Origin of the sequence: Streptomyces sp. NPDC007205 (genome assembly GCF_040634095.1) — a bacterium.
Lineage (GTDB): Bacteria > Actinomycetota > Actinomycetes > Streptomycetales > Streptomycetaceae > Streptomyces.
The window spans coordinates 149,641-173,961 of sequence record NZ_JBEYEW010000015.1; the positions used below are offsets into that span (position 1 = coordinate 149,641).

General features: G+C 70.7%; 22 protein-coding genes and 1 pseudogene. 10 read left to right on the forward strand and 13 right to left on the reverse strand.

The window, feature by feature from the left end; all coding sequences use genetic code 11:
* Nucleotides 1–26: 26 nt before the first annotated feature.
* From ABZ624_RS24690 to ABZ624_RS24700, 3 genes are all read right to left on the reverse strand, one after another.
* A complete protein-coding gene (locus ABZ624_RS24690) occupies nt 27–2,447 on the reverse strand; it encodes a SpoIIE family protein phosphatase (protein ID WP_360092952.1) in 2,421 nt (806 codons plus the stop codon).
* Nucleotides 2,448–2,773: 326 nt separating this feature from the next.
* Nucleotides 2,774–3,055, reverse strand: coding sequence for a hypothetical protein (locus tag ABZ624_RS24695; protein WP_360092830.1), 282 nt, complete (start codon nt 3,053–3,055; stop codon nt 2,774–2,776).
* Nucleotides 3,056–3,181: 126 nt separating this feature from the next.
* On the reverse strand, nt 3,182–3,304 hold the full coding sequence (locus ABZ624_RS24700; RefSeq protein WP_360092833.1) for a hypothetical protein: 123 nt from the start codon (nt 3,302–3,304) through the stop codon (nt 3,182–3,184).
* Nucleotides 3,305–3,646: 342 nt separating this feature from the next.
* Here ABZ624_RS24700 and ABZ624_RS24705 point away from each other — a divergent pair, with 342 nt between their 5' ends.
* The 3 genes from ABZ624_RS24705 (at nt 3,647) to ABZ624_RS24715 (ending at nt 5,932) form a co-directional block, all read left to right on the forward strand.
* Nucleotides 3,647–4,150 (forward strand): alpha/beta fold hydrolase, encoded by a 504-nt coding sequence (locus tag ABZ624_RS24705; RefSeq protein ID WP_360092836.1) that lies wholly within the window; start codon nt 3,647–3,649, stop codon nt 4,148–4,150.
* A 35-nt stretch (nt 4,151–4,185) separates the two neighbouring features.
* Nucleotides 4,186–5,007, forward strand: coding sequence for a hypothetical protein (locus ABZ624_RS24710; protein WP_360092839.1), 822 nt, complete (start codon nt 4,186–4,188; stop codon nt 5,005–5,007).
* Nucleotides 5,008–5,542: 535 nt separating this feature from the next.
* On the forward strand, nt 5,543–5,932 hold the full coding sequence (locus ABZ624_RS24715) for a transposase (protein ID WP_360092955.1): 390 nt from the start codon (nt 5,543–5,545) through the stop codon (nt 5,930–5,932).
* On the opposite strand, the gene ABZ624_RS24720 is transcribed toward ABZ624_RS24715, so the two are convergent.
* The 3 genes from ABZ624_RS24720 to ABZ624_RS24730 form a co-directional block, all read right to left on the reverse strand.
* The gene (locus tag ABZ624_RS24720) at nt 5,841–6,218 is read right to left on the reverse strand and encodes a nuclear transport factor 2 family protein (RefSeq protein WP_360092842.1); all 378 of its coding nucleotides are present in this window, start codon (nt 6,216–6,218) and stop codon (nt 5,841–5,843) included. The genes ABZ624_RS24715 and ABZ624_RS24720 overlap by 92 nt on opposite strands.
* A gap of 95 nt (nt 6,219–6,313) precedes the next feature.
* The gene (locus ABZ624_RS24725) at nt 6,314–8,728 is read right to left on the reverse strand and encodes a LuxR C-terminal-related transcriptional regulator (protein WP_360092845.1); all 2,415 of its coding nucleotides are present in this window, start codon (nt 8,726–8,728) and stop codon (nt 6,314–6,316) included.
* Between the two features lie 207 nt (nt 8,729–8,935).
* Nucleotides 8,936–9,757 (reverse strand): intradiol ring-cleavage dioxygenase, encoded by an 822-nt coding sequence (locus ABZ624_RS24730; RefSeq protein WP_360092847.1) that lies wholly within the window; start codon nt 9,755–9,757, stop codon nt 8,936–8,938.
* 123 nt (nt 9,758–9,880) lie between these two features.
* Between ABZ624_RS24730 and ABZ624_RS24735 the strand changes: the two are divergent.
* A pseudogene (locus tag ABZ624_RS24735) lies at nt 9,881–10,267 on the forward strand (IS5/IS1182 family transposase); the annotation flags it as partial.
* A gap of 24 nt (nt 10,268–10,291) precedes the next feature.
* Here the strand turns inward: ABZ624_RS24735 and ABZ624_RS24740 are convergent.
* Nucleotides 10,292–11,167, reverse strand: a complete 876-nt coding sequence (locus ABZ624_RS24740) for a PhzF family phenazine biosynthesis isomerase (protein WP_360092850.1) — start codon at nt 11,165–11,167, stop codon at nt 10,292–10,294.
* Between the two features lie 217 nt (nt 11,168–11,384).
* Here ABZ624_RS24740 and ABZ624_RS24745 point away from each other — a divergent pair, with 217 nt between their 5' ends.
* From ABZ624_RS24745 to ABZ624_RS24755, 3 genes are read left to right on the forward strand one after another with little or no spacing between them, the layout of a single operon-like run.
* Nucleotides 11,385–11,804, forward strand: a complete 420-nt coding sequence (locus ABZ624_RS24745; protein ID WP_360092853.1) for a hypothetical protein — start codon at nt 11,385–11,387, stop codon at nt 11,802–11,804.
* A 13-nt stretch (nt 11,805–11,817) separates the two neighbouring features.
* Nucleotides 11,818–12,759, forward strand: coding sequence for a hypothetical protein (locus tag ABZ624_RS24750; RefSeq protein WP_360092856.1), 942 nt, complete (start codon nt 11,818–11,820; stop codon nt 12,757–12,759).
* A 22-nt stretch (nt 12,760–12,781) separates the two neighbouring features.
* Nucleotides 12,782–13,627 (forward strand): CHAT domain-containing protein, encoded by an 846-nt coding sequence (locus ABZ624_RS24755; protein WP_360092859.1) that lies wholly within the window; start codon nt 12,782–12,784, stop codon nt 13,625–13,627.
* Between the two features lie 22 nt (nt 13,628–13,649).
* On the opposite strand, the gene ABZ624_RS24760 is transcribed toward ABZ624_RS24755, so the two are convergent.
* The 3 genes from ABZ624_RS24760 to ABZ624_RS24770 form a co-directional block, all read right to left on the reverse strand.
* Nucleotides 13,650–17,915 (reverse strand): CHAT domain-containing protein, encoded by a 4,266-nt coding sequence (locus ABZ624_RS24760; RefSeq protein ID WP_360092862.1) that lies wholly within the window; start codon nt 17,913–17,915, stop codon nt 13,650–13,652.
* A 177-nt stretch (nt 17,916–18,092) separates the two neighbouring features.
* Nucleotides 18,093–18,554 carry a pyridoxamine 5'-phosphate oxidase family protein gene (locus ABZ624_RS24765; RefSeq protein ID WP_360092865.1) on the reverse strand — a complete coding sequence of 154 codons (462 nt, stop codon included), beginning with the start codon at nt 18,552–18,554 and terminating at the stop codon, nt 18,093–18,095.
* Nucleotides 18,555–18,663: 109 nt separating this feature from the next.
* The gene (locus ABZ624_RS24770; protein ID WP_360092958.1) at nt 18,664–18,831 is read right to left on the reverse strand and encodes a hypothetical protein; all 168 of its coding nucleotides are present in this window, start codon (nt 18,829–18,831) and stop codon (nt 18,664–18,666) included.
* Between the two features lie 594 nt (nt 18,832–19,425).
* Between ABZ624_RS24770 and ABZ624_RS24775 the strand changes: the two genes are divergently transcribed.
* Both ABZ624_RS24775 and ABZ624_RS24780 read left to right on the forward strand, forming a co-directional pair.
* Nucleotides 19,426–20,175 carry an SDR family NAD(P)-dependent oxidoreductase gene (locus ABZ624_RS24775; protein WP_360092868.1) on the forward strand — a complete coding sequence of 250 codons (750 nt, stop codon included), beginning with the start codon at nt 19,426–19,428 and terminating at the stop codon, nt 20,173–20,175.
* Nucleotides 20,176–20,422: 247 nt separating this feature from the next.
* Nucleotides 20,423–21,322 carry a LysR family transcriptional regulator gene (locus ABZ624_RS24780; protein WP_360092871.1) on the forward strand — a complete coding sequence of 300 codons (900 nt, stop codon included), beginning with the start codon at nt 20,423–20,425 and terminating at the stop codon, nt 21,320–21,322.
* A gap of 31 nt (nt 21,323–21,353) precedes the next feature.
* Here ABZ624_RS24780 and ABZ624_RS24785 read toward each other — a convergent pair whose 3' ends face one another.
* Nucleotides 21,354–22,109 (reverse strand): SDR family oxidoreductase, encoded by a 756-nt coding sequence (locus tag ABZ624_RS24785; protein WP_360092874.1) that lies wholly within the window; start codon nt 22,107–22,109, stop codon nt 21,354–21,356.
* 359 nt (nt 22,110–22,468) lie between these two features.
* Here ABZ624_RS24785 and ABZ624_RS24790 point away from each other — a divergent pair, with 359 nt between their 5' ends.
* Nucleotides 22,469–23,227 carry an SDR family oxidoreductase gene (locus ABZ624_RS24790; protein WP_360092961.1) on the forward strand — a complete coding sequence of 253 codons (759 nt, stop codon included), beginning with the start codon at nt 22,469–22,471 and terminating at the stop codon, nt 23,225–23,227.
* Between the two features lie 67 nt (nt 23,228–23,294).
* Here the strand turns inward: ABZ624_RS24790 and ABZ624_RS24795 are convergent, their stop codons facing one another.
* The gene (locus ABZ624_RS24795) at nt 23,295–23,588 is read right to left on the reverse strand and encodes a hypothetical protein (protein ID WP_360092877.1); all 294 of its coding nucleotides are present in this window, start codon (nt 23,586–23,588) and stop codon (nt 23,295–23,297) included.
* Nucleotides 23,589–23,594: 6 nt separating this feature from the next.
* Nucleotides 23,595–24,185 (reverse strand): SUKH-4 family immunity protein, encoded by a 591-nt coding sequence (locus ABZ624_RS24800; RefSeq protein WP_360092880.1) that lies wholly within the window; start codon nt 24,183–24,185, stop codon nt 23,595–23,597.
* Nucleotides 24,186–24,321 lie beyond the last annotated feature (136 nt).

Below are 24,321 nucleotides of genomic sequence, written 5' to 3' on the forward strand. Positions count from 1 at the left end.
GCGGGGGCCCGGGACGGCTGAGACGGTCAGGCGAGCGTGCCGGTCAGTGATTGTTCGGTCCACACGGTCTTGCCCTCGCGGGTGTAGCGGGTGCCCCAGCGCTCGGTCATCTGGGCCACCAGGAACAGGCCGCGCCCGCCCTCGTCGGTGGTACGGGCGCGGCGCAGGTGGGGTGAGGTGTGGCTGGAGTCACTGACCTCGCACACCAGACACCGTTCCCGGATCAGCCGCAGGGTCGCTGGGCCACTGGCGTAGCGGTAGACGTTGGTGACCAGCTCGCTGGCGATCAACTCGGTCGTGAACGCCAGGTGTTCCAGACCCCATTCGTTCAGCTTGGCCGAGGTCAGTGCGCGGGCCCGGGCGGCGCTGGCAGGCTCCGGGGGAAGACTCCAGGAGGCGACGTCGTCCGGTGGCAGCATGCGGGTGCGGGCGATCAGCAACGCGACGTCGTCGGTGGGGCGCGCGGGCACGAGTGAGTCGACCACCGCTTGGCACGTCCGTTCCAGCGCGTCCGCGGGACGAGCGAGCGCTGCGCACAGCTTGGCCAGGCCGAGGTCGGTATCGATGTGCCGTTCGCCGATGAGTCCGTTGGTGTACAGGCACAGCAGGCTGCCCTGGGCCAGTTCGACGTCCCGGGCCTCGAAGGGCAGGCCGCCCAGGCCGAGTGGTGGGCCGGCCGGCAGGTCGAGCAGAGCCACCTGTCCGTCCGGAGCGGTCACCACCGGCAGCGGGTGGCCGGCCCGGGCCCCGGAGCACCGCCCGGAGACCGGGTCGTACACGGCGTACAGGCAGGTGGCACCGACGACCTGCTCGCCCACGGGCCGTTCGCCGGCTGCTTCCTGTTCAGCCGCCAGGAGGTTGACCAGGTCGTCGAGGCGGGAGAGTACTTCGTCCGGTTCCAGATCGAGGCTCGCGAGCGTGTGAACGGCGGTACGCAGCCGGCCCATGGTGGCGGCTGCGTGGATACCGCGTCCCACCACGTCACCGACGACGAGGGCGACGCGCGCCCCGGACAACGGAATGATGTCGAACCAGTCGCCGCCCAGGCCTGGGGCCGCGCTGGCCGGCAGGTACCGCAGGGCCACCTCGACGGCCGACTGGTCCGGAACCGCCCTGGGCAGAAGGCTGCTCTGCAGGGTGAACGCGGTCTGTTGCTGCTGGGTGAAGCGCCTGGCGTAGTCGATGGACACGGCGGCACGCGAGGCGAGTTCCTGGGCGAGAGTGAGATCGTCCGCCTCGAACGGATCCGGGCGACGCGAACGCCACAGGGTCATCACGCCCAGCACGAGGCCACGCGCGGCAACAGGTACCACGATCAGCGAGTGGGCGCTCAGGTCCGGAGCGTGGGTCCCCTGGCGGGTGTCCATCGAGAACCAGTCGGGCGGGAGAACCGGTTCCAGGACGGGCCGCCCTTCGGTCAGGCATCTGCCCTGGGGTGTGTCGGGCGCGAACTCCACCGGCTCGCCCTGGGGGTGGGGAGGGCCGGCTTGCTGGGCACCGACGCTGCAGGCCCCCACACGCACCACCGGCCCTGTCAGGCCCTGCGCCGGCTCCTCACCGCGCGTCACCGGCTGCAGCAGGTCCACCGACGCATGGTCGGCGAGGTGTGGGACCATCACCTCGGCGAGTTCCCGGGCAGTCTCTGCCACGTCGAGGGTGGTTCCGATACGGCTGCCGGCCTGGTCGAGGAGCGCCAGCCGACGCTGGGCCCGACGGCGTTCGGTGATGTCCTCGATCATCTCGGCCACCCCCAGGATGCGGCCGGAGGGATCCTCCATCGGGAAGGACGAGACCATCGCGACCCGCTCTCGTGCCGGATCCCACTCCAGGCGAACGAACTGCTCGGAGTAGACCATCGGCCTTCCGGTCTCCATCACCTGGCGCACACGGTCCACGGCCCTGCGTGCGTCGTCGGGGAGGAGGAAACAGCCGGTGGGCAGCCCCCGAAACTCCGCTTCCCGAACGCCGGTGAAGCGTTCGATGGCCCGGTTGACCCGGAGAAGCCTCAGGTCGGGGCCGTGGACGACCAGGCCGATGGGGCACCGGCGGTACAACCCGTCGAGTACGGCGCGGTCCCTCTGCCACTCCAGGACGTCAGCCGTGGGTGCCCCGGCAAGGAGCCACTCGCGGATCCCGTCGCCGCGTGAGAGCGGATGGGCCCTGAGCCCCATCTCCACGAGCCGCCCGTCGCGGTGCCGCACGTTCAGCACCCCGAACCAGCCGTCGGCTCTCCGGCAGCTCGCCACGGCCTCCCTGACAGCCGGCAGATCACAAGGATCGACGAGGACCTCGGATGCCGGACGACCGATCACGGCTGCCGCCGGATGGCCGAGCAGCTCCTGAGCCCGCCGGTTCCATCCGACCACGGTTCCCCGGTCGTCGAACACCGCCAGGGCGGCGAGGTGCGGGGCGAACGGATCGTCGTGGCTCTTGCTGAACTCCTGCATGCGCTTCTCCACCGCTGTACACCACCTTGCACTCGGTCGCTCGGCGCTCCCCCATGCACGCTGGCCTGCTGATGCCATGTAAGCCCATAGAGCCCGGTGGGCCGCGGTCTCACCCGTCGCGTGGCGCGGCGTGGCCGGCGGGGAGTGACCACAGACGCGACGGCCTGCTCATGACGCCGAAAGGAGAGGGGCGCTCACGGTCCGCGTGGACGCCCCGCTGAGACGCCCCACCCATGGCGGGGACAACGGCTCACGCCCGGCGTCGGCCCGACGACGTCCGCGCAGTACACCAGGCCGGCAGGATTCGCCCGGGTCGAGCCGCCCGGTCAGCGGTGGCCGGGGAACCGCAGGGCGTTCGCCCAGAGCCGGGTGACCGTGGACACGAGTTCCTCGAAGCCCACCGCATCGCCTTGCTCTTGCCGTTGGCCGAGCACGAAGGCGTTGTAGGCCATCACGCTGACCATGCCCGACAGCGCACGGGAGGCCATCATCGGATCGACCTCACGGTCGGCGACACCCCGCGCCTGCAGGTCCGCGATGCCGCGGGCATTGCGGCGGACGAAGGCGTCAGCGCGCCGGCTCCGGAATTCACGGAACTCCGGCACCACCTGTGCGACCTGCTCACACCTTGCGCGCGGCCTTCACCAGAGCGGCCCGCGCACGCGCTCCTCGCTTCGTCGTGGGCGGCTCGCGAAGGCGCGAGAGGGGCGCCACGGGCGGTGCCTCCTACACGGTCAGGCGGTGATTCCGAAGCGCTCGCCAAGTTGGCGGCGGGTGCCGGCGGCACTGGTGTGCAGTACGCCCCCGATTCCGATCCTGGCCGCTCCGTCGAGGTTCTGCTGCAGATCGTCGATCATGACTGCTTCCTCGGGATCGAGACCGAGGCGTTCACAGGCGATCGCGTAAATGCGCCGGTGTTGGACACCAGCGCAACTGGACGGCCGGCGGCCCGTAGATCGCCGAGCAGCACGAGCATGTTCTCGTCGATCGACAATGCCGCCTGCCTCTCTCTCGCGGTCGTCCCTGTTACCTGGCTGGTATGCCGAGTTCAGGCCACCTCGAACAGGCCGGCTGCACCCCTGTCCGGCATAGTTGAATCCGACGTCAAGTTCACATAGACGCACGCCACGCGCTCGCACTCTTGACACCCCGCCCTGCCACCTGAAGGCTACCGACCAGTCGGTATGAGGAGGCCGGGGGTGACCGCGCTGAGCATCTCCACCGTCGCGGGCGTGTTCGACGCGCTGGTGTCGGCTCCGCCCATGGGTCGCCCGGTGCTGCTGCTGCACGGCTTCCCGCAGACGGGGCTGGTGTGGCAACGGCAGATCGTGGCGCCGGCCGCGCACGGCTACCGGGTGGTCGCACCGAACCAGCGTGGGTACTCGCCGGGCGCCCGCCCCCAGCGGCCCGAGGACTATCGCATCGGCCTCCTCGTCGACGACGTGGTCGCGATCACCGAGAAACTGGGCTGGGCGGCGTTCGACCTGGTCGGCCATGACTGGGCAGGCGCGGTGGCCTGGTGGACCGCTCACGCCCACCTCGGCCGACTACGCACCCTGACCGTTGTCTCGACCCCTCACCCCGGCGCTCTGGCCACCACCCTGCGCACCGACCAGGATCAGCGCGAATGCTCCCACTACAGGCGCCGTCGGGGCGGCCGGCCCGGTACCAGTTCAGCGCCGCGAGTCCTGAGCCCCAAGTGAATACCCCGTTCGTCGACTCTCCGAAGAGGTGACCCGTGAAGACAGCGCGCGCGGCCTGGCGCCGCCTCGAACCCGTACACGCCATGATCTACTTCGTCCCCGAGGGAAGGCGACGATACGCGGACCTCGGACTGAGCGGACGCACCGGGTACTTCGCCTCCCGGAGCGCCGCTTTCGGCAGAGCATCCGCCGAGCTGGTCATCTCGACCTTCTACAACTTCAACCCCGCTTTCGTACGGGAGGCGGTCGACGGGGCCTGGGACGCGGCGACGCCGCAGCAGGTGCTGGACGCGCGGTACGCCGCGGCTGGCGAAGCCCTGCGGCGGGCGGGAATCCACGAACTGCCCGCCTTGGAAGAGGTGCTGGCTCTGACCCGCCGGGCCGCCGAGGCGGCCTGCGCACAAGCGCAGGGCCGTCCGCTGTTCGCCGCCCATGCCGCACTCCCCTGGCCGGAGGAGCCGGTGCTGCAGCTGTGGCACGCGCAGACGCTGCTCCGGGAGTTCCGTGGGGACGGCCATGTCGCGTGCCTGCTGAGCGAGGGCGTCGGAGGCCTGGAGGCGCTGGTTCTGCACGCCGCCACCGGTGAGATTCCCGTCGACTTCCTCAAGGCGAGCCGCGCTTGGCCCGACGAGGAGTGGGCCGGGACCGAGGAACACCTGCGCAAGCGGGGTCTCCTCGACGGCGATGCCCTCAGCCCGGAGGGGGTACGGCTGCGCCGGCACATCGAGGACCGCACCGACCGCCTGGCCCTTCCCGCCTACGCCGCCCTGGGTGACGCCGACTGCGAGCGTCTCGCCGAACTCGCGCGCCCCTTCGGCCGCGCCGTCGTCGAAGCCGGCCTTCTCCAGTTCGGCTGACCCGTTTCCCACCTGCGCCGCAGCTCGAGCGAGAGCGTCGGATCCAGGGGCACGGCGCTCGGCGCCGGCGTGCGCAGGACGCACCCGTCTCCTCAGCCCACCGTGCCACGAACTCGGCGCTCCCGAACTGGCGGAGCGGATCTGCCGGCACCATCTGCCCTTCGGGATCAACACGGTGGCGACGACGGCAGCGAAGGCCTCGCCGCGGGCCGGCAGCGAGCTGCGGCTCCGCGTGGAAGCCCGTCGTCGCCGAACGCGAACGGCTCCGGCACGAACGCGCCGGCCTCGGCCGGCACTTACCCCCTGGCCACGCCAATCCCGTCCGGCCCACCGCGGGCAACTGTTGGCACCGCCGAACGGCCCCCGCCCCACGGAGCATTGAGTCAAACAGTGTTCGTGGGACAGGGAGAGGACCATGCCGGCGTCCACCCGGCACAGGGCTCTCGAAGCGCTGCTGACCCGGCCCCTCCTTGAGACCATCCGGCGGCGGCGCACCCACCAAGTCAGCCGCGGTGCGGCCGTCCCCGCGGGCTCGATGAGCTATCGCTCGACGCCGGCCGACCGGGGCATGAGGCCGCCGGTCGTCGTGGCCGGCGCCGCCTACGGCACCAATGCACACCTGCGGTCCGCGCTCTCCGACCGCAAAATCGGCTACGTGCTGGCCGTCCGGGCGAAGGTGACCGCCCGCCCGCTCCAGAAACAGCCCGTGGCCCCGCCCTGCAACGGACCCATCGGATGCCGGCCCCAGCCTCGATACCACGTATGCCGCACGGCCCGGCATCGACGTGGAAATCGTCCGGTGCGCGCCTGCTCAAGGAGGGTTTCACCCCAGGTCAGCGGGCTCCGGCCGGGTTGGTGTCCTCGCCAAGGTAGGTGCCGTATCCCTCGACAACCAGCGGGCCGTCGAAGATCAGCACCTCGTTGACCAGGCCGCCCTTCTGGTTGCGGTAGTTGATGACCAGGCAGTTCACGCCGACGTAGCTGCCCAGTACCTCGAACCGCAGGTCAGGAATACGCCGCAGGCCCTCCGTCCAGTAGGCGCGCAGTGCGTCCTTGCCACGGATGACCCCGTCACCACCGAGCAGTTGCGCGGCCACTGGAGACCGGAACAAAACGTCCTCGGCGTAGTGCGACAGCACGGCGTCCAGTCGGTGCGCGTTCCACGCCGTCACCCAGGAGTCGACGAACTGCCGCGCGGTCGCGTGATCCATGGGCGCATTATGCCCCGGGACCGGGACGGCCCACTCGGCCGGCGCCGGTTCCTCACAGCGGTGCGCACCGGCAACGCCTTGGCCAGGCCCGGTGCTCACCGCCGGGCTGCGTACCCACCCTCGGTCCGTGCGACTGCCCACAGGGCGATCTGCGTGCGGGAGCGCAGGCCGAGCTTGTCGCGGATCTTGTCCAGGTGCGTGGCGACCGTATGGATCGAAAGGCCGAGCTGGTCCGCGATCTGTCGGTTGGTCATCCCTTCGGCGACGAGTTCGGCCACCGCGGACTCCCTTGCGGTCAGCTGCAACCGCCCGGCGCCGGCCCGCACATCACGCCTCGTTCGGTGGTCGCCGCTCCCTGCCCCGAGCGCGTACGCGACCAGCCGCTCTCCACACAACCCGCGGGCACCTGCGACGGCAGCCTCCCGCGCCGCTGCCGACAGCCGTGTCCGGGCACGCGCCGCCGCTTGTTCCATCCTGTGCCGCCAGGGAGCCTCGGGCTCGGTGTCCAGACGGCGCCGCGCCTGCACGCTCGCCTCGTACAGCCGCAGCGCACGCTGCATGTCGCCGCTCTCCGCGGCCACGAGCGCGAGGCCCTCCACAGGGTAGAGGGCGTGGAAACTGGCCCCCGGAACGATCCGCAATACCTCGGCGAACAAGCTCTCCGCGCTGCGCAGTTGCCCCAAGGCCAGCCGTACGGCCCCCGCGGTGTGCAGCGCGGCCGCGGTCCGAGGCCACGGCGCTTGTTCCCGCAGAACGGGCAGACACCGTGTCATCAGCTCGTCGGCCTCCAGCTCCGCGCCGGCCTGGAGCAACGCCCAGGCCAGGTGATGGGTGCACCAGGCGGCGTCCTGCGACCTGCCAGGGGAAGCGACGACCTCCAGGCACTCCCGTAGATCCGCCACGGCCTCGGCGAACTCGCCACGGCACAGCCGCGCCGCCGCCCGGGCGTCCAGGGCGTTGGCCAGTCCGGCGGCGTCACGGCGCATCCGTTCGCTCCGCACCGCCTGCTCACCCAGGCGCAGCGCCTCATCGAGATCGGCCTGCTGGCAGGCCACACGTGCGGCGAGCGCTGCCACCTGCCCAGCCAGCGCCAGGTCGCCGGGCTCCCGCAGCAGTCCGGTGAGCAGCGCACGGGCGGCCGACGGCTGCTCCTGCTGGTAGTGCACACGCGCCAGCTCCAGTGTCAGCCGCGCCCGTACGGCGTCGCCGTGGCCGGCGCTGCAGGCCAGCAGCGAGGCGAGATTGTCCCGTTCCGCCGCCAGCGGGCTGCCGGCCTGGTCGGCGAACACGTCCCCGAGGCCCCGGTCGGCCAGCTCGGTCAGCCACGCGAGGGCCCGGCGCAGGGTGGCGTGCAGCTCGCCGGATACGCGCAGACGGTCCAGGGCGCAGACACGGATGGCACTCAACTGCCTGAAGCGTGTGGGCGCCGTCTCCCCCGGCAGACGTACGACGAGTGACTTCGCCTCCAGGGCGCACAGGATGCGGAAGACCTGCCGCCGGCCTATGCCGTCACCGGCGCAGACCGTCTGTGCGGCGGCCACGTCGAACCCGCCGACGAGGACCGAAAGACGCCGGAAGACCGCCTGCTCGGCCGGGTCCAGCAACCGAAGGCTCCAGTCGACCGCTGCGGCGAGCCCGCTGTGGCGTGGAGGTCCGGTTCTGCTTCCCCCGGACAGCAGGTCCAGCTGGGAGAACTGGTCGTCCAGCCCTGCCAGGATGTCGCTCAGCGAGAAGGCACCGACGTGACGGGCCGCGAGCTCGACGGCGAGCGTCAGACCGTCCAGGCGCCGACAGATCTCGGCCACCTGATGGCCGTTGCCTCGATGGAGCGTGAACCCCGGGGAGTTGCTCGCGGCGCGGTCCACGAAGAGCCGTACGGCATCGGACTGCAGGAGGGCGGTCACATCGTCTCCGGCGTCGGCCGGTGGCAGGGACAGCTCGCCGACCCGGAACACGGTCTCTCCGGGGACCCTCAAGGCCTCCCGGCTGGTGGCCAGGATCCGCAGGCCGGGGCAGCGGCCCAGCAGGGTCGCCGCCAGCCGGGCGCACGGCTCGGCCAGATGCTCGCAGTTGTCCAGAATCAGCACCCGACAGGTGCCACCGATCGCCCTGACCAGAACGTCGACGCCGGTCCGGCCCGCTCGTTCGCCCATCCCCAGCGCGGCGGCCAGGGACTGCGTCAGCAGCGCACCGTCCTGGAGGGAGGCGAGTTCCAGGAGGTCGACTCGCGCGAAGCGCTTCGGTAGTCCCTTGGCGAACTCCAGCGCCAGGCGGGTCTTGCCCACCCCGCCCGCACCGGTCAGCGTGAGGAGGCGCGAACTCCTCAGCAGGGTGCGCAGGCACGACAGTTCATGCTGCCGGCCGACGAAGGAGTCGAGCGCCGGCGGCAGGCCACTCCCACCGGCCGTCGGGACCGGCGCCGTGAGGTTCGAAGCCGCCCGTCGCCGCAGCGCCCGCTGCCGGCAGGCGTTGGAACAGTATCGAGCCGGCCGGCCCCCGTGCCGCCTCACGATCAGCGCTGCGCCGCACACTTCACATGTTCGACTCCGGCTCATCCCCGATTCCTCGCCGCACCGCCCCGGGGCGAAACGATCGCCTTCAGCCATGTGTCTCCACGAAGACCGCGCCGGTCGGCTTCGGCAGGAGCGGAGCGGCCGTCGGCACGCGCGTGTGGCCGACACCGTTGCGGGGCCGGCCACCGCAGGCATCCGGGTACGTCAGGGTGTGGCGGCGGGATCGATGCCGAGTACGACGGTTGCGGTCACGCCCTTGCCGAGGTCACTGCCTGTCTGGGCGAGGGTCAGCAGGGTCGAGGAGCCGCCGTTGCGGTAGATGCCGTCACGCGCGTTGAGCGTGCGGGTGGCCGTGTTGTTCCGGTATGGGGACAGAGCGGCGACCCTGGTGTTGTACGCCTCCGGGAAGTAGAGCTGCCCCGTGTGGGACACGTGACCGCCGTGGTAGGTCCCGCTGGACACGGTGCCTCCCTCATGCGTCTTGACGTGGATGTGGAGGGCCCGGCCGACGTACCAGCCGGGGTAGATCGTGGTGAACTCCGCGACACCGGCGGAGTCGGTCAGCTGCACGCCGCGCAGGAAGGTGGTGTCCGGGGTGGAACCTCCGGCGACATAACCGGAGTAGACCCCGAGCGCGTCGCAGTGCCAGATGTCGACCGCCGTCTGGGGCAGCGGGGCGCAGGTCGCTGCGTCGACCACCGTCACGCGGAGGGTCAGCGGGACGCCGGCCTTGCCCTCGGTGATGTTCTTGCGGACCGTCTCCAGGTCCAGGTAGTACGGCCCCTCGGTCTGCTCGGGCGTGAGGACGCAGGCGACGGCCGGCGGGGCGGCGGGCCGGGGCCGGGTGGCGGCGGATCGGGGCTCGGCGGCGGTCGCCTGCGTGGCGGCGACACCCAGGGCGGCCACGCCGAGGGTGGCGCCGCCCAGGGTGGCTATGACGGACCTGCGGGTGGCGCCTGCGGGAACGTCGGACGGCTCGGAGCCGCGCTGCGGCTCCGTGGCGTTGTGGTGGGGGGTGTCAGTCATGGTGTGAGCATGGCGCCCGTGCCGTCATGCGGGATCGCACGGACGACCCACCAGGCAACCGCGTTACGAAACCCTCCACCGGCGCCGCGTGCGCGCGGTACGGTCGCCGCATACGGTCCTGGCGGCGCGAACCACCACGAATCGCCGCTGCTCGCACCCACCCTGGACCTGCTGGACGACCTCGGGTCGCTGCCCGACGACATCACTGTGCACTTGGACGCCGGCTACGACTCGGACAGGACGCCGCACCGAACTCACCGCCCGCAACCAGCGCGGTCGCCTCGCGTACAAGGGCATGAAGGCGCAGATCCAGGCGAGCCGGCAGCGGCATGTCGAGCGCTCGCACGCCTGGCAGAACGTGTGCCACCGCCTCACCCGCTGCCACGAGCGCCGCGCGAGCGTCGTCAACGCCTTCTTGACTTCGCCGACACGGTCATCAGCGGCCGCAGCTTGATCCGAAGGGCCTGGGCCACCCACGGCTGGGACGACCACTCGGAGCGACGCCCCTGAGCGCCTGCTTACCTACGCGGGCTCTCAGCTGATGCGCGTTCCTGTGCCGCTGACACGGACGCGCGGGTCACCCGTGCGCAGCGTGACCGTGAGCTCGCCAGGGCGGCCCAGGTCCTCGCCCTGGTGCAGGGTGAGGACGGCGTCCTCGGGGACCAGGCCGAGTTCACGGGCGTACGCCCCGAACGCGGCGGCCGCGGCGCCGGTCGCCGGGTCCTCGACGACGCCGCCGACGGGGAACGGGTCACGGACGTGGAAGACGGTGGCCGACTCCCGCCACACCAGCTGGAGCGTGGTCAGGTCCAACCGGTGCATCAGGGCTTCGAGGCGCGCGAAGTCGTACGCGAGATCCGCGAGACGCTCGCGCGTCGCAGCCGCGAGAACGAGATGGCGGGCGCCGGCGAACGCGACCCGGGGCGGGAAGCCCGGGTCGAGATCGGCGGCCGGCCAGCCGAGCGCGGCGAGCGCCTCCGTGAGGTCGGCGTCGGCGATCTCCGCGATGTGCGGCTCGACACTGGTGAGTGTGGCCCTGACCGTCCCGCCCTCCTCGGCCACCTCCACCGGCACGGTGCCGACGCGCGTCGCGAACACCAGCTTCCCTGGGCCCGTCCGCTCGGCGAGCGCGACGGCGGTCGCGATGGTGGCGTGCCCGCAGAACGGCACCTCCGCCTTGGGGCTGAAGTAGCGGATGCTGTACGCCCGCCCCTCCTGGCCGCCGAGGCCCTCCGGGGGCGCGGTCAGGAACGCGGACTCCGAGTATCCGAGGTCGGCGGCGATGGCCAGCATGTCGCTGTCGTCCAGGGCTGTGGCGTCCAGAACAACGCCGGCGGGGTTTCCGCCGTCGGGGACGCTGGAGAAGGCGGTGTATCGCAGCACCCCGGGCCGCGGCGCATTCGTCGTCATGCTGCGGCAACAAGGGCCGGCCCGCCGGTATTTCGCAGGGCAGCCGGACCACAGGAGCTGCAGCAGTTCGTCGCCCACGATCCGGCCGCTGATGCGAAGCGGGTGGCAAGCCGGCGGTCCCACCCGATCCGGCGGCATTGTCGTGTTCGGTACGACATGCCGGTGCCCCTCTGGCAGCCTGTCGACGAAGGCATCACGAGGAGAGCGGGGGGCAAGGATGGATGACGTAGTCCTCGACGTGGCACGGGCCATCCGGCCATATCTTCCGGGCCTGGTCGGAGAGGACGCGTCGCGGTTCGACCAGCGGATCGTCGCGCTGCTCGACCGTGCACGGGACGGCGTGGACGTCGACGAGGCCGTCCTGGAACTGCTCGGCGAATCGCCGGCGACGCTCGCATGGGCGGCGTCCGTGCTGGAGGACGAGCGGCATCTGCCTCCGGACCTTCAGCACAGAGCGGTGCGCTCGGGGGACAAGAGGGGATATTCCCCGCTGGCCAATCCGCACGGCGGCGATCCCGTGGACGCCCAGCGGTACCTCTGTCCCGAGGACGGCGCCTACGCGTGGTGGCGCACGTCGGTAGGGCAGGAGATTCCCGGGTGTCCCGATCATCCGGGAGTCAGGCTGGTGGCGAGTTGAAGGCGCACTGAGCATGGGGGCGTTCTGGTCGGGGGTGGGCGGCAAGCTCGCCGAGCGATGGGCCGCGGTCGCGTTGCCGGCCCTGGTGTTCTGGCTGGGCGGGCTGCTCGCCTGGACACTCGCCCGAGGCGGGCCCCACGCGTGGGAGGCACCCGCACACTGGCTCGGACGGCAACCCGCCGGTGGGCAGGCGGTGGTGCTGCTCGCCCTGCTCTGCGCCGTCGGCGCCTCCGGAGTCGTCGTCGACCGGCTGACGGGGCCCGTCCTCGCCCTGCTGGAGGGCTATTGGCCCGCGCCGCTGCGGCCGGTCCGCCGACGGCTGGTCCAGCGAGCGTCGCGCGGGGCGCGCGCTGCGGGGGACGAGTTCCAGGCCCTCGCCGGGGCGGTCCACGACGGCAGCGCGACACGCGAACAGCGGGAACGCCACGCGTCCGTCGACAAACGCCTGCGGCGCCTGCCGACCGGGCCGCGCATGCTGCCCACGCGGGTCGGCAACGTCCTGCGGGCCGCCGAGACCCGCCCCATCGACAAGTACGGTCTGGACGCGGTGGTGGTCTGGCCCTGTCTGTGGCTGCTGCTCCCAGACATCGCACGGGCAGAACTGACCGCCGCCCGCCGGTCCTTGGACACCTCAGTCGGCGCCTGTGTGTGGGGACTGCTCTTCCTGGCCTTCACCCCGTGGACGCCGTGGGCCCTGCCCGCCGGGCTCGTCGTCGCCCTCTCCGCGGCGTTCGTATGGGTTCCCGCCAGGGCCGAGGTCTTCGCCGACCTGCTGGAAGCCTCCTTCGACCTGCACCGGGGCGCGCTGTACGCCCAGTTGCGCTGGCCACTGCCGGCCAATCCCGCCGAGGAGCGCGTCACGGGACGCAGGATCACGGCGTACCTCCTGCGTGGACTCGACGGGACGAGTCCGACGTTCACCGGTACCGAGCCCCCGAACCCGCCGACACACTAGAGGTCAGGAGGACCCCAGGACGATGACGGAGCACGGCCCGGCCGACCGGCTCGCCGCCCTCATCGGCGCGGACACCCTCGACGAGGTGGCGCAACTGATCCGCCGACACGGCGAGTTGACCGGCGACGCGAGCATGGACCTGCTGCGGGAGCGGGAGGAGCGGGCGGCCGACGCCCAGGACCGGCAGACCGCCGACGTCTTCTCCTTCCACGCGCGGCTGCTGTACCGCTGCCGTGTCGTCGGCGTGGCCGAGACCTTCGGGGAAATCCGGGGGCACCCCGTGGGAGTCACCGACACCTGGGAGATCGCCCTCGCCGCCACCGCTGCCTTCGAGGGCGGCGGTGGCGGGACCGAACGGGCACATGCCGAGGAGGCATGGCGGCGCGTCCTGGAGCTGGTGCCCTACGAAGCCGACCGCGTCTCCCCGCAGGCGCGCACCGCTGCCCTGGACGGACTGGCCCGTCTGCTGTTCTCCCGTCTGGTGACGGACACCGACCCGGAAGGACTCGCGCTCGACGAGGTGGTGGCGCTGTGGCGGCAGGCCGTCGGACTGCCGGCCGGTCTGAGCGAGGCCGGTGCGGCGGGGGTGGTCGGCAGCCTGTGGCGCGTACCCGACATCACCACCACCCTCCTCGTGGCCTGCTTCTACCAGAACTGGCGCCAGGAGGGACTGCAGCCCGCCCAGGCGCTGCGTCGGGCGCAGATCTGGGTGCGCGACAGCACGAACGGCGACAAGGCGCAACGCTTCCCGGACATCCCGGAGGTGACGAGGCCGGGGATGCCCGCACTGCACCGCCGCTTGTGGCAGAAGGCCCAGCCCCACACCGGCCCCGCCCACTGGGCCGCCTTCACCTACACCGGCATGTGAACAGTGTGCGCCGCGGCCCGGCTCACTCGCCCACGTACACGAACGCGGCCCAGCAGGACGGGGAACGATGCGCCCGTGCCCGCTCCCACAGGGGCTTGGCCGTAGCCGGCACATGACCGCCGCTCAGTTCCCCGATGCCGGAGCAGAGGTCGCGCTTGGCGCCGTTCGGCGTGTCGCGGACCCACTGCTGCGCCCGCCGCAGCGCTTCCGGCGGATCCAGCCCGTCCGAGCGCCACAAGGCGTAGAAGCGGGCCATCAGTGCCATCGTGCTGGCGTCGGAGACCGCCCACAGCGAGCCGACGACACCCGCCGCACCGGCCTGGAGCAGCCCGGTGGGCAAGCTGACGACCTCGTCGGGCAGATCAGTGCCGGGCACGGCCGTCTCGCAGGCCGACAGGACGGCCAGCCGGGCGTCGAGCGGTCTGCCCTTCAGCAGGTCGCGAAGGGTCAGCGGCTCGTCGCCGGCGAGCAGGAGCCCACTGGCCAGGGGCTGGTCGATCTCGGCGAAACCGTGGCAGGCGAAGTGGAGTACCGGGTAGTCGCCGAGCGCGTCCCGGACCGCCGCCAGGGTGGCCCAGCCACCGCCAAGACGGCAGGTACGGGTGAAGTGACCCAGGGCCTCCCGCACCTCGCGGCCGGCGGCCGGCAGGGGCCGCGCGGACACCGGATGGGGGTCGTCCACCGCGAGCAGTCCCTCCTGGCCGGCAGTGGTGGCCCGCTGCGCCGCGGCGATACGGGTGCGCGCGTTGGGAACGCAGGTCAGCAGCAGATCGTCGAGTGCGTACCGGCGCCCGGTCGGTGCCGAGGCGTCCTCGCGCCAGGCGGCGTGCAGCGGGAGCACGCCGAGCAGGCCCGCAGGCACCAGCGCCGCTCGGCCGGCGGGCGCCAGGGCCGCGACGACGGGTTCCATGACCGCGTCCCAGAGCCATCGCGTGACCTCGTCCACACAGCTCTCCCAACCGGTGGGACAGCTCGATCGCGCACCGTACGCCCTCAGATACGTCTCCACCCGCGCGCGCAGCGACTTCTCGGTCAGCGACGGCAACCAGCACACCTGGACGTGGTCACCGGTGACGAGCAGGGCGAATCCGGTCCGTTCCGCCGCCGCCAGGTAGACGAGCGGGGTCGTCGCGGCCGCCCGGATGTCGTCGAAGCGCGGCGGGTCGAGGAACCTCTCGTAGCCGTCGACCCGCCGGATCGCGGTGATGACGGCCTCCAGGTCGGCCCGGGCGGCCCGCAGTGCGTCGGTGAGACCGGGGTCGTGAGCCGGCACCGGGTGTCCCGGCACCGGGCCGGACCCGGCCGCCGAATCGAGCGCCTGGTGTTCGAGTGCTGCCAGGGCCGCGCTGCCACGCCGGTAGCGCTCGACGAGGTCCGCTCGACCGGCGGCGCTGAGCTGTTCCAAACTGGCCCGGCCACGTTCGAGCGCCTCGGAGAGGAGCAGGGCCCGGCCGCGTTCGAGCGCCACCGCCGCCCCGGTCGCGTCGCCGGACCTCGCCAGCGCGTGCGCGGCGGCCACAGCCAGTCCTTGCGCGTCACGCAGCCGTGACTCCTTCGTCGTGCGGGTGAGCTGCGCCCGGAACAACTGCTCCATCGCCCGCAAGCCGTAGCCGTACGCTTCCGCCGCCTCGCTCCAGGACTCCCGCCGTACGGCCCACCCACCCCACGACACGCTGTCGGCGCGGGCGAGGTCCGGGCAGATGACCAGCCCGGCGGTCACGGCCCGGCGGAACAGCGCTCGCGCCTCGTCCAGGTCGGCCGCGTGGCCCACCGCGTCGATCTCGTAACGGCAGGTCAGCACACTCGCCAGACAGCTGGGCAGGAACACCCGGCTGTGCACGCTGCCCTGGTCCGCCTCGATGCCGCCGCGCAACAGTGTCTCGGCCTCGTCGAGATCGGTGGGGTCGCCCCCGCTCAGGAAGCTGTCCAGCAGCGCGTGAGCCAGGAGGTTGGTGGCATTGGGGTAGGACGCCGACGACGGTGGGACGAGGTCCAGTGCCTTGCGCGCCATCACGATCGCTTCCTGGAGGTGTGCACCGTCACCGGTGTGCCGATGACGGTCGAAGAGCGCGACGGCGAGACCGCCGAGAGCCACTGGCAGGAGAGACTCGTCGGGCAAGTCGTCCTCGAGCGCCTCCCTCCACTGCGCGATCGCCTCGTCCAGGTCGGACAGCGCACCGCTACGGGTGTACAGGTGGCGCAGCGCGACACCGAGACCCGTCAGGTGCACCCATCGGCCAGTAGCGCCGGGTGGTGACAGGGCGAGTGCGGCGCGGGCCAGTTCCACGGACCGGGCGAGGTCGGCAAGGTCGCCGTCGCGGAAATAGCGGTCGCGCAGGACCATGCTGAGCGTGCTCAACGCGGCCTCCCGGAAGGCCGTCCCGGGCGGGCAGAGCGCCACGGCCTGCTCGATGAGCGTGACGCTGTCGGTGAGGTCGTCAGGCCGCTGTGTCAGGTCGTAGCGGGCGTTCAGCGCGTGACCCAACCCCAACAGGGACACCGCGCGATCCGGTGCCGTGGCGGGGGTGAGGGCCAGGGCCTGCCGGGCGGCCTCGATGGCGTGGTCGAGATCGGCCGGCCGACTGGTGTGCACGTGACGCCTCTGCAACGCGGAGGACAGGTCTCGGAGCACGGCGGCGCGGACCGGGGACGGGTCCGGTGTGTACCCGAGCGCCTCGCGGCCACGGGCGATCGCGCCGTCCAGGTCGGCGAGGTCGCGCAGTCGTTCGTACCGTACGGACAGCGCCGCGGACAGTTTGCACAGCACCGTGAGCCGGCCGGCGGCGTCGGGCGGGGTCAGCTCCTCGGCCGACCGCAGTGCCTCCAGGCCGGCCTCCAGGTCACGCGGGTCGTCGTCGGCGACGTACCGAGCCCGCTGGTAGTTGCTCAGCCGCAGGAGGAACGCCGGGCGTAGCGGTGAGTCGCTCGGGAGGAGTGATGTGGCCCGGTCGGCCAGTGCGATCGCCTCGTCCAGGTCTCCTCGGTCACCGCTCTCCACGTGTTGCTGGTAGAGGCCCTCGGCGAGCGTGGTCAGACAGTCGGCGAGAAGGGGGGAGTCGGGCGGGAGCACAGCGGCGGCCTGCCGAAGCGCGTCCATGGCCCGGGCCCGGGCTCGCGGATCCCGGACGCGGTCGTGGTAGCTCCACAAGGCGCTGCCGAGCAGGGCGAGGGCCTCTCCCCGCTGAGGCGAGGACACGTCGGTGGACCGTGCCGTGTCCTCCTTGACGTCCTTGACGTCCTTGACGTCCTTGACGTCCTTGACGTCCTTGACGTCCTTGACGTCCTCGTTTGCCTCGTCTGCTTCGTCTGCTTCGTCTGCCTCGTCTGCCTCGTCTGCCTCGTCTGCCTCGTCTGCCTCGTCTGCCTCGTCTGCCTCGTCTGCCTCGTCTGCCTGCGACAGACGTACCTCGTGGACGCATCGCGCCAGCCGGGGAAGGTCGACCACGCTGTCGACCGGGAAGATGCCGTGCAGATGGTTGAGCAGGCTGCGGAGGATGTCGATCGCGCGGCGCAGCTCGGCGTGCGTGCCGGTCGCCAGCAGCAGGAGGGTCCGCTCCGTCTCCACCGCGATGATCCGCGGCCCCGCGTCGTCGGTGAAGATCTCGACGGCCTGCCGGAAGGCGGCGCGCGCGTGCGAGGCGTTCTCCTCCGCGTTGCCCCGCACCCGCTCCATGTGCGCCCTCGCCAGGTCGTTCATCGTGAAGGCCCACAGGATCGGCCGGGCGGTCCTCGACTGCCGGGACAGGGATGCCCCGAGCGCGTCGAGCGCGTCCTCGACGTTCTGGGCGCGATCGCCCGTCCGGTCGCCGAGCAGGGCGTCGCCGAGCATTCCCTGCAGCGAGCGCCACACGTTCGGCGCGCTGTCCGGGGAGGCCGACTCCAGGGCACGCCGGATGCGCGCGACATGCCCCGGCGGGTCGCAGGCGGCCGTCGGCGCCTGGGACAAGGAGGCAAGGGCGGCCCGCAGTTCGGGCGAGAGGTCGTCGCCGCTCATCTCTGCGATCGCGGCCTCGACGCCGATGTGGCGGGCCAGCACCAGAAGGTCGAGGTACTGGTTGTAGAGACGGCTCCCGGTGGGTTCTCCGTCCTCCCGCAGCCGTTCGGCCAGATACTCGAAGAGCTCCACACCCGTGTCACTCAGCAGCTCCGGGTGTTCGTCGAGCGCGCGCCGGACGTCTTCCCAGCCTCGGGCGAACGTCAGTTTCCACACCGCGTCGCCCAGCTCGTCCCGGGCTGAATCGACCGGTTTCCCGCTGCGTGCGGCCTCGGGACGGCGACGAAGAGGCATCCACTCACCGTACAGGTGCCGTCGCTCAGCGTTGAGGGCTTTGCGTTACTCAGTGTCGGGGGTTGGAGGTCGAAGCAAAGGCCCTAAGCGGTCGGCCCACACCCATCCCTCTCCCCGCTTCCAGTACTCCAGCTGTAGATCGTGATCCAAGGGAGGCGCGTCGGCGAGGGACGGCCATTATTCCAGCCACATCCCGTCGCGCATGATGACTCTCCCGCGTAGTTCTGGCTCGCCGCGCCAAGCGTGCACAGTCCTCGGGACCACGCGTACATACAGAAAGGAACCCTGTTCCGCGCGTGGATCCCAGCCGAACTTGTCGGCGAACGCCTCCGCTGCGCCTCCGGGCACCTTCTGGTCCGGGAAGCACTCCGCCTCACCCTGGAGGAGCACCACGTCGAAGGTGTCCGGCAGCGACAGGCGAACGCGCGGCTCTTTGCGGACGTTTCGCGCAGTCACGGAAGTCGCGCTGGTGCACATCCACACGGCTCGCCCGTCCCACAAGAACCACAGCGGCACCTGGTGCGGCCCGTGATCAGGGTGAGCCGTCGACACCCATACATCCCGCTCGGAAACGAGCCGCGCCAGAGCGTCGCGCATACGCTCCGCCGTCTGGCGACGAACGGTTCCTGTGGTCTCCATGAGGACCGACCCTAGCCAAGCAGGCGCGAAGCGCGCCTGAGGCGCAGGACCTACTCCCAGCGACCGATCAACCCCTCAGCTTTTGGCTCGGGGCGACCAACTTCGGTGCTCAGAGCGGCCAGCGGAAGGGTTCTGACCGCTCTTGGGGTGGGCACGACTCGCTCACCAGGCTGGCCATCTCGACGCCGGCCCCGCCGCCCCCGATGACGGCGAGCCGGGTGGGCACGGTGCTGGAGTCGGTGCCGTGCCGGTTGGTCCAGTGCCGGGTCTCCTGGATGCCCGGGACGCCGGGGAGATTCGGCCGATGCCGGTGGCGATGGCCACCGCATGCCGGGCGGTGAGGGTCTGGCGTGTGCCGTCATCACGGGTGCCGGTGACGCGTCGAGGGCCGTCGAGGCGGCCGTGGCCACGGAAGAGGTCGGCGCCGATGGACTTGACCCACCGGGCCTGTCCGGAGTCGTCCCAGTCGGTGACGTAGCGGTTGCGGCGGGCAAAGACGCCGTCGGTATCGAGACGGCCGGTGACGGCCTGCCGGGCGCCGTCCACGCGGCGCGCGTCAGCGACCGCGATGACCGGAACGCGTACCACCCGCACTCCCGTTCAACCCTCACATTCCGGATGCCGAGTGGGCAGAAACTTCGACGCGTTCCGTGACGAATGAAGGTACTTCTTATGACGAAGGCACTTCTTATGACGGGCAAAAGCAGGAACGATCGCGGCCGGAAATTCTGCGAAGAGGCCAGCAGTTGGAAATGCTGGACTACTCTGAGGGTCAGCTTGCCGGAAACCGGAAAGCGTCTGAGAGCAGGCACGACATATTTCGTACTCAATGCCTGCGGGGCCGTACCGGTCCTGCGGAAAGGTGCTTCTCATGCAGTTCGAGAATCAGACCGCTCTCGTCACCGGCAGCACGTCCGGCATCGGTCGCGAGACGGCTCTCCTCCTGGCCCAGGACGGCGCGTCCGTCATCGTCTCCGGCCGCAATGCCGCCAAGGGCGCTCAGACCGTCGCGGCCATCGAGGCCGTCGGCGGCGAGGCGAGGTTCATCCCCGCAGACCTGAGCGATCTGGATTCGGTCCGACACCTGGCCGACGAGGCAGGTGAGGTGGACATCCTGGTCAACAATGCCGGCGCCTACCCGTTCGCCCCCACCCTCGAACAGGGCCTCGACACCTTCCAGACCATGCTTCACACCAACGTGCGCGGCACGTATTTCCTCACCCAGGCACTGGCGGGGAAGATGGCGGCCAAGGGCTCCGGAAGCGTCGTCAGTGTCACCACGGTCGCCGGTCTGACTGGCATGGCCGGCACGTCCGTCTACGGTGCGTCGAAGGCGGCCGTAGACTCGTTCACCCGCGCCTGGGCCGTCGAGTTCGGCCGGCGTGGAGTGCGCTTCAACGCGGTCGCCCCTGGCCACACGAACACCGACAACGTGGCGAACATGGTCGGCCAGGAGGACTTCGAGGCGCTGGGGGCGAAGGTGCCGCTGGGACGCCTTGGCGCGGCACGCGAGATCGCCGAAGCCATCGTCTTCCTCACCTCGCCCCGCGCCGCCTACATCACCGGCGTCACCCTCCCCGTGGACGGCGGCTTCCTGGCCCTGGGCCCCACCGACCAGTAAGTGACGTAAGGCCGCGAGGCTGTGGCGCGGGCGCTGGGATCTGCAGCCCGTTGCAGCCTTGTGGCACGCCTCGGCAGCATTGCGCAGCTCCTGCCCCCGCCCCGCGTACGACGCGGGGTGGTCTGGAGTTCTCACCGTCGTCGGTATGGCAGCGGCCGCAGCCTCCGGCACCGGACGTCATGGGCGCCATAAGCCAAGGCTGTGGCCGGTCGTGGATCCGGCGTTTTCGGCGTGGTGCGATGGGGGCATGGAGTTGCGGGAGTTGCATGCCTTTGTGGCAGTGGTCGAGGAGGGCGGCTTCTCGGCCGCGGCCCGGCGGTTGCATGTCAGCCAGCCGGCGCTGTCCCAGACGGTCGGTGGTCTGGAGCGGGAGCTGAGGGTGAAGCTGCTGGTGCGCAGCAGTACCGGTGTGCGACCCACGGACGCGGGTGTCGCCCTGCTCGGGGAGGCACGTGCGCTGCTGGCCCGGCGCGATCAGGTATTGCGGACGATGGCCCGGTACACCGGCGGGGGCGGCGGTGTGCTGCGGATCGGCATTCCGCTGGAGTTCCCTTCGCGGCTGCTGAGCCCCGCCCTCACCGAACTGGCCGAAGCCTGCCCCGATACCCGGGTACAGGCCCGCCATCTGTCCACGTCCGAGCAGCTGGCCGGGTTGCACGCCGGCGAACTCGACCTTGGACTGCTGCGGGAGCGTCCGACCGGGCAGGCGTTCGACGCGATGCTGGTCGACAGTGAACGGCTGGGCGAGTTGCTGGCCGCGGACCAGGCGGCGGAGCTGTCCGGTCCGGAGGGGATCGCGCTGGACGCGCTGGCCCGGCTGGAATGGGTGGCCTTTCCGCGCTCGGACAGCCCCGCCTGGTACGACGAGCTGACGGCGATCCTGCGCACCCACGGCCTTGATCTGGGAGCACAGGCGCCGGAGGGGCAGCGGCTGATCGCGGAGGTGAAACTGGCGGCCGTCAGCGCCGGGCGGGCCTTTGCGCTGGCCCCGCCGGACTGGTCGCAGCCCATTCCCGAGGGCGTGGCGTGGCAGCCGCTGGTCGGGCACCCGCTCATCCGTCGGACGTGGGCGGTGTGGCCGGCGGATTCGCGGCGGCAGGATCTGGGGCGCCTGATCGCCGCGTTCGAGCAGCCCTCCACCGGCTGATCGCCGCCACGGCGAGGCGGAATGGATGAGCTCAGACGGCGGTGCGCCCGCCGTCGACGGGCAGGACCGCGCCCTGCACAAAGCTGCTTGCCGCGTCGTCGGCGAGGTACAGGATGGCGGCCGCGATCTCCGCGGCGGACGCCGGCCGTCCGGCGGGCGCCTGAGCGGCCAGACTCTGCAAGTCCTCCTCGGCCCCGGCGGTGGTCTCGGTCCGCGTGGGACCGACCTGTACGGCGTTGACCCGCACTCCCTGCGGACCGTACTCCGCCGCCCAAGCCTTCGTCAGGAGGTTCACAGCGGCCTTGCTCGACCCGTAGAGCGCCATGCCCGAGAACCCGAGCGCAGCCGCGATGGTGCTCACGTTGACGATCGCTCCGCCGCCCCGTTCGGCCATGGCCGGGGCGAGTTCGGCCACCAGGTAGAACGGGGCTTTGACGTTGAGCGCGTACACCGCGTCGAAGAGGCTTTCATCCGTGTCCTTCGTCGGCCCGAAGGGGTAGACGCCCGCGTTGTTGACCAGCACGTCGACCCGGCCGCCGCCCAGCCGCAGGGCGTCGTGCGCAAGCCGTCGCACCGCCTGGGCGTCGCGCAGATCGGCGCTCACGAAGTCCGCCTTCCCGCCACGCTCCCGGATCGCGCCTACGACCCTCTCGCCGCGGGCGGGATCACGCCCGGCCACCAGCACGTGCGCGCCGCGCCCGGCCAGCGCCTGCGCTGCGGCAGCGCCGATGCCGCTGGTTGCCCCGGTCACGAGCACGACCTTCCCCTCCAGGGATGCAGACGTCATGGCGATTCCTTCCGTCTCAGAGAGGGGCAGGTACGGCCGCCGCACATCCACAGCATCACCGGCAACGGGGTCCCGCAAGCGCTCCGGGGCAGAGCGCCGGCCGGAAAGGCCGGAGCTGTGTGCAGTCAGCCGAACGGACTGACTGCCGACAGATTCTCCAGACGGCGGACGACGCTTATACCGGCTATCGCTACGGCCTATGGCCTTCACGGAATCCCGGCGAAGAAGCGAACGCTGTAACCGCTCGGGACCCCAACGCGGGGCCTGGCACCTGGCCGGAAAGTCGGCACCGATTTCGAAGCCAGCTCCATATGTGGCATGTAGCGAATTACTGGACGGACTGGAAAAGAACCATGGGAATGTTGGACGGCAAGGATGCTCTGATCACCGGGGGAACATCCGGGATCGGCCGAGTCAGCGCGCTCCTGTTCGCACAGGAGGGTGCCAAAGTGGCGATCACCGGGCGCCGGGAGAACGCGGGCCAGGACGTGGTCGATGAGATCACGCGGAACGGCGGCGAGGCGCTGTTCGTCAAGGCCGACGCCACGGACTTCGGCGGCGCGAGGGCAGTGGTGCAGCAGGTGGTTGACCACTTCGGCCGCGTCGACGTGGCCTTCAACAACGCCGGTACCGCCGCGGTGGGCCCGCTGACCGAGCTGGACGAGGCGGCCTGGGACCACCTGATGGACGGCAATCTGAAGGGCACGTTCTTCTCCCTGCAGGCCGAGGCCGATCAGATGAAGCGCCAGGGCGAGGGCGGGGCGATCGTCGTCAACGGATCGGTGTTCGCCGAACTCGGCACCCCGGGCATCTCCATCTACAGCGCCAGCAAGGGCGGCGTCGCGGCACTCGCCCGTGCGGCGGCGGTGGAACTCGGGCCCGACGCGATCCGGGTCAACACCGTGAACCCGACCGTCATCCGCACACCTCTGACCGAGAGCGGCATCACGAAGAAGGAGGACGGCTCCGAGTACCACCCGCACGGGCAGAACATCCCTCTCGGCCGCGTCGGCGAGGCGCACGAGGTCGCCCAGGTGGTTCTCTTCCTCCTGTCCGACCGGGCCTCCTTCGTCACTGGGCAGTCGGTCATGGTGGACGGCGGACAGAGCGTCAACTGACCCGACAGCCAAGCGCCCCGTGTCCCGGTCGAGCAGGACACGGGGAGCTTTGCGGGGCGGGGCGTTCTCACGGAACAGCTCGGTTTCGGTCGGCCCGGGAGCAACCGAATCGACGGTGACCCCCTCGGCGGCGAACTCGCCCGCCCGTCAGCTGTGCGGCGGTGCGGACCCTCAGGTCGTAGACGGCCTGCAGGACGTCCAGGCCGACGGCGGGCAGCGGAGCGGGGCGGACGATTCCGACGTTGTTGACCACGGCATCGACGGCCCCGCCGCGAAGGACGGCGTCGAGGGCATGCGCGGTGGCGGCGCGGTCGGCGAGGTCGAAGGGCAGCGTCCTCGCCGAGCGCCGGGTCGCAGACAAGGGTCCTCAAAGGAAGTGGTGTTCGGGATCCACGATGTACGTGAGGACCCCGTGCCAGCGGGAATCGGGGTTCTCCAGGGCTTCCGGATCCACGGACATCATGGCCCTCCGGACTCGGACCTGTGCGGCCTCGGGGTCGTAAGGCACCTCGATCTCGCTTTCCCATTGCGCGTCGAAGTGCGGGCGTTCCAGTTGGAGGAGGTACAGGAAGTGCACGAAAGACCGGAGCGAGCTGTTCCACAGGTAGATCTCGGAGTCGTCGGGCAGGCAGTAGACCGTGCCAGTGCCAGGATCGAAGGCGAGACCGTCATAGGGGATCATGCCCAAACTGATCCACTTGTCTGCTCCCGTTGGGACGACGGCGTAACGGTCGGTGAGTTTGCCATCCCAATCCTCGACGCGTCCGAACCGCTCTGCCAGCTCAGCGTCTATATCGAACCACGGATTGCCCCAGACCGGAATTCCCAGCGTTCCCAGGACTTCCCTGGCGTCGGGATCGCCGATAGCGGGTAGGTTTCCTTCCGACGCAACAATCAATTCAGCCGGATCAAACACTGTTTCCAGCATCTCACGAGTGAGGGCGAGCGGACGGCTCATACTTTTTTCCTGTCATTTATTGCCGACCTGCGAGAATGTCAGGATATCATCTATTGGTGTGCAGTTCGGGGAGATGCAAATCCATTTCATCGTTCCCCGCGTCGAAACCGTGCGTGACCATGGTTTTGATAAATCT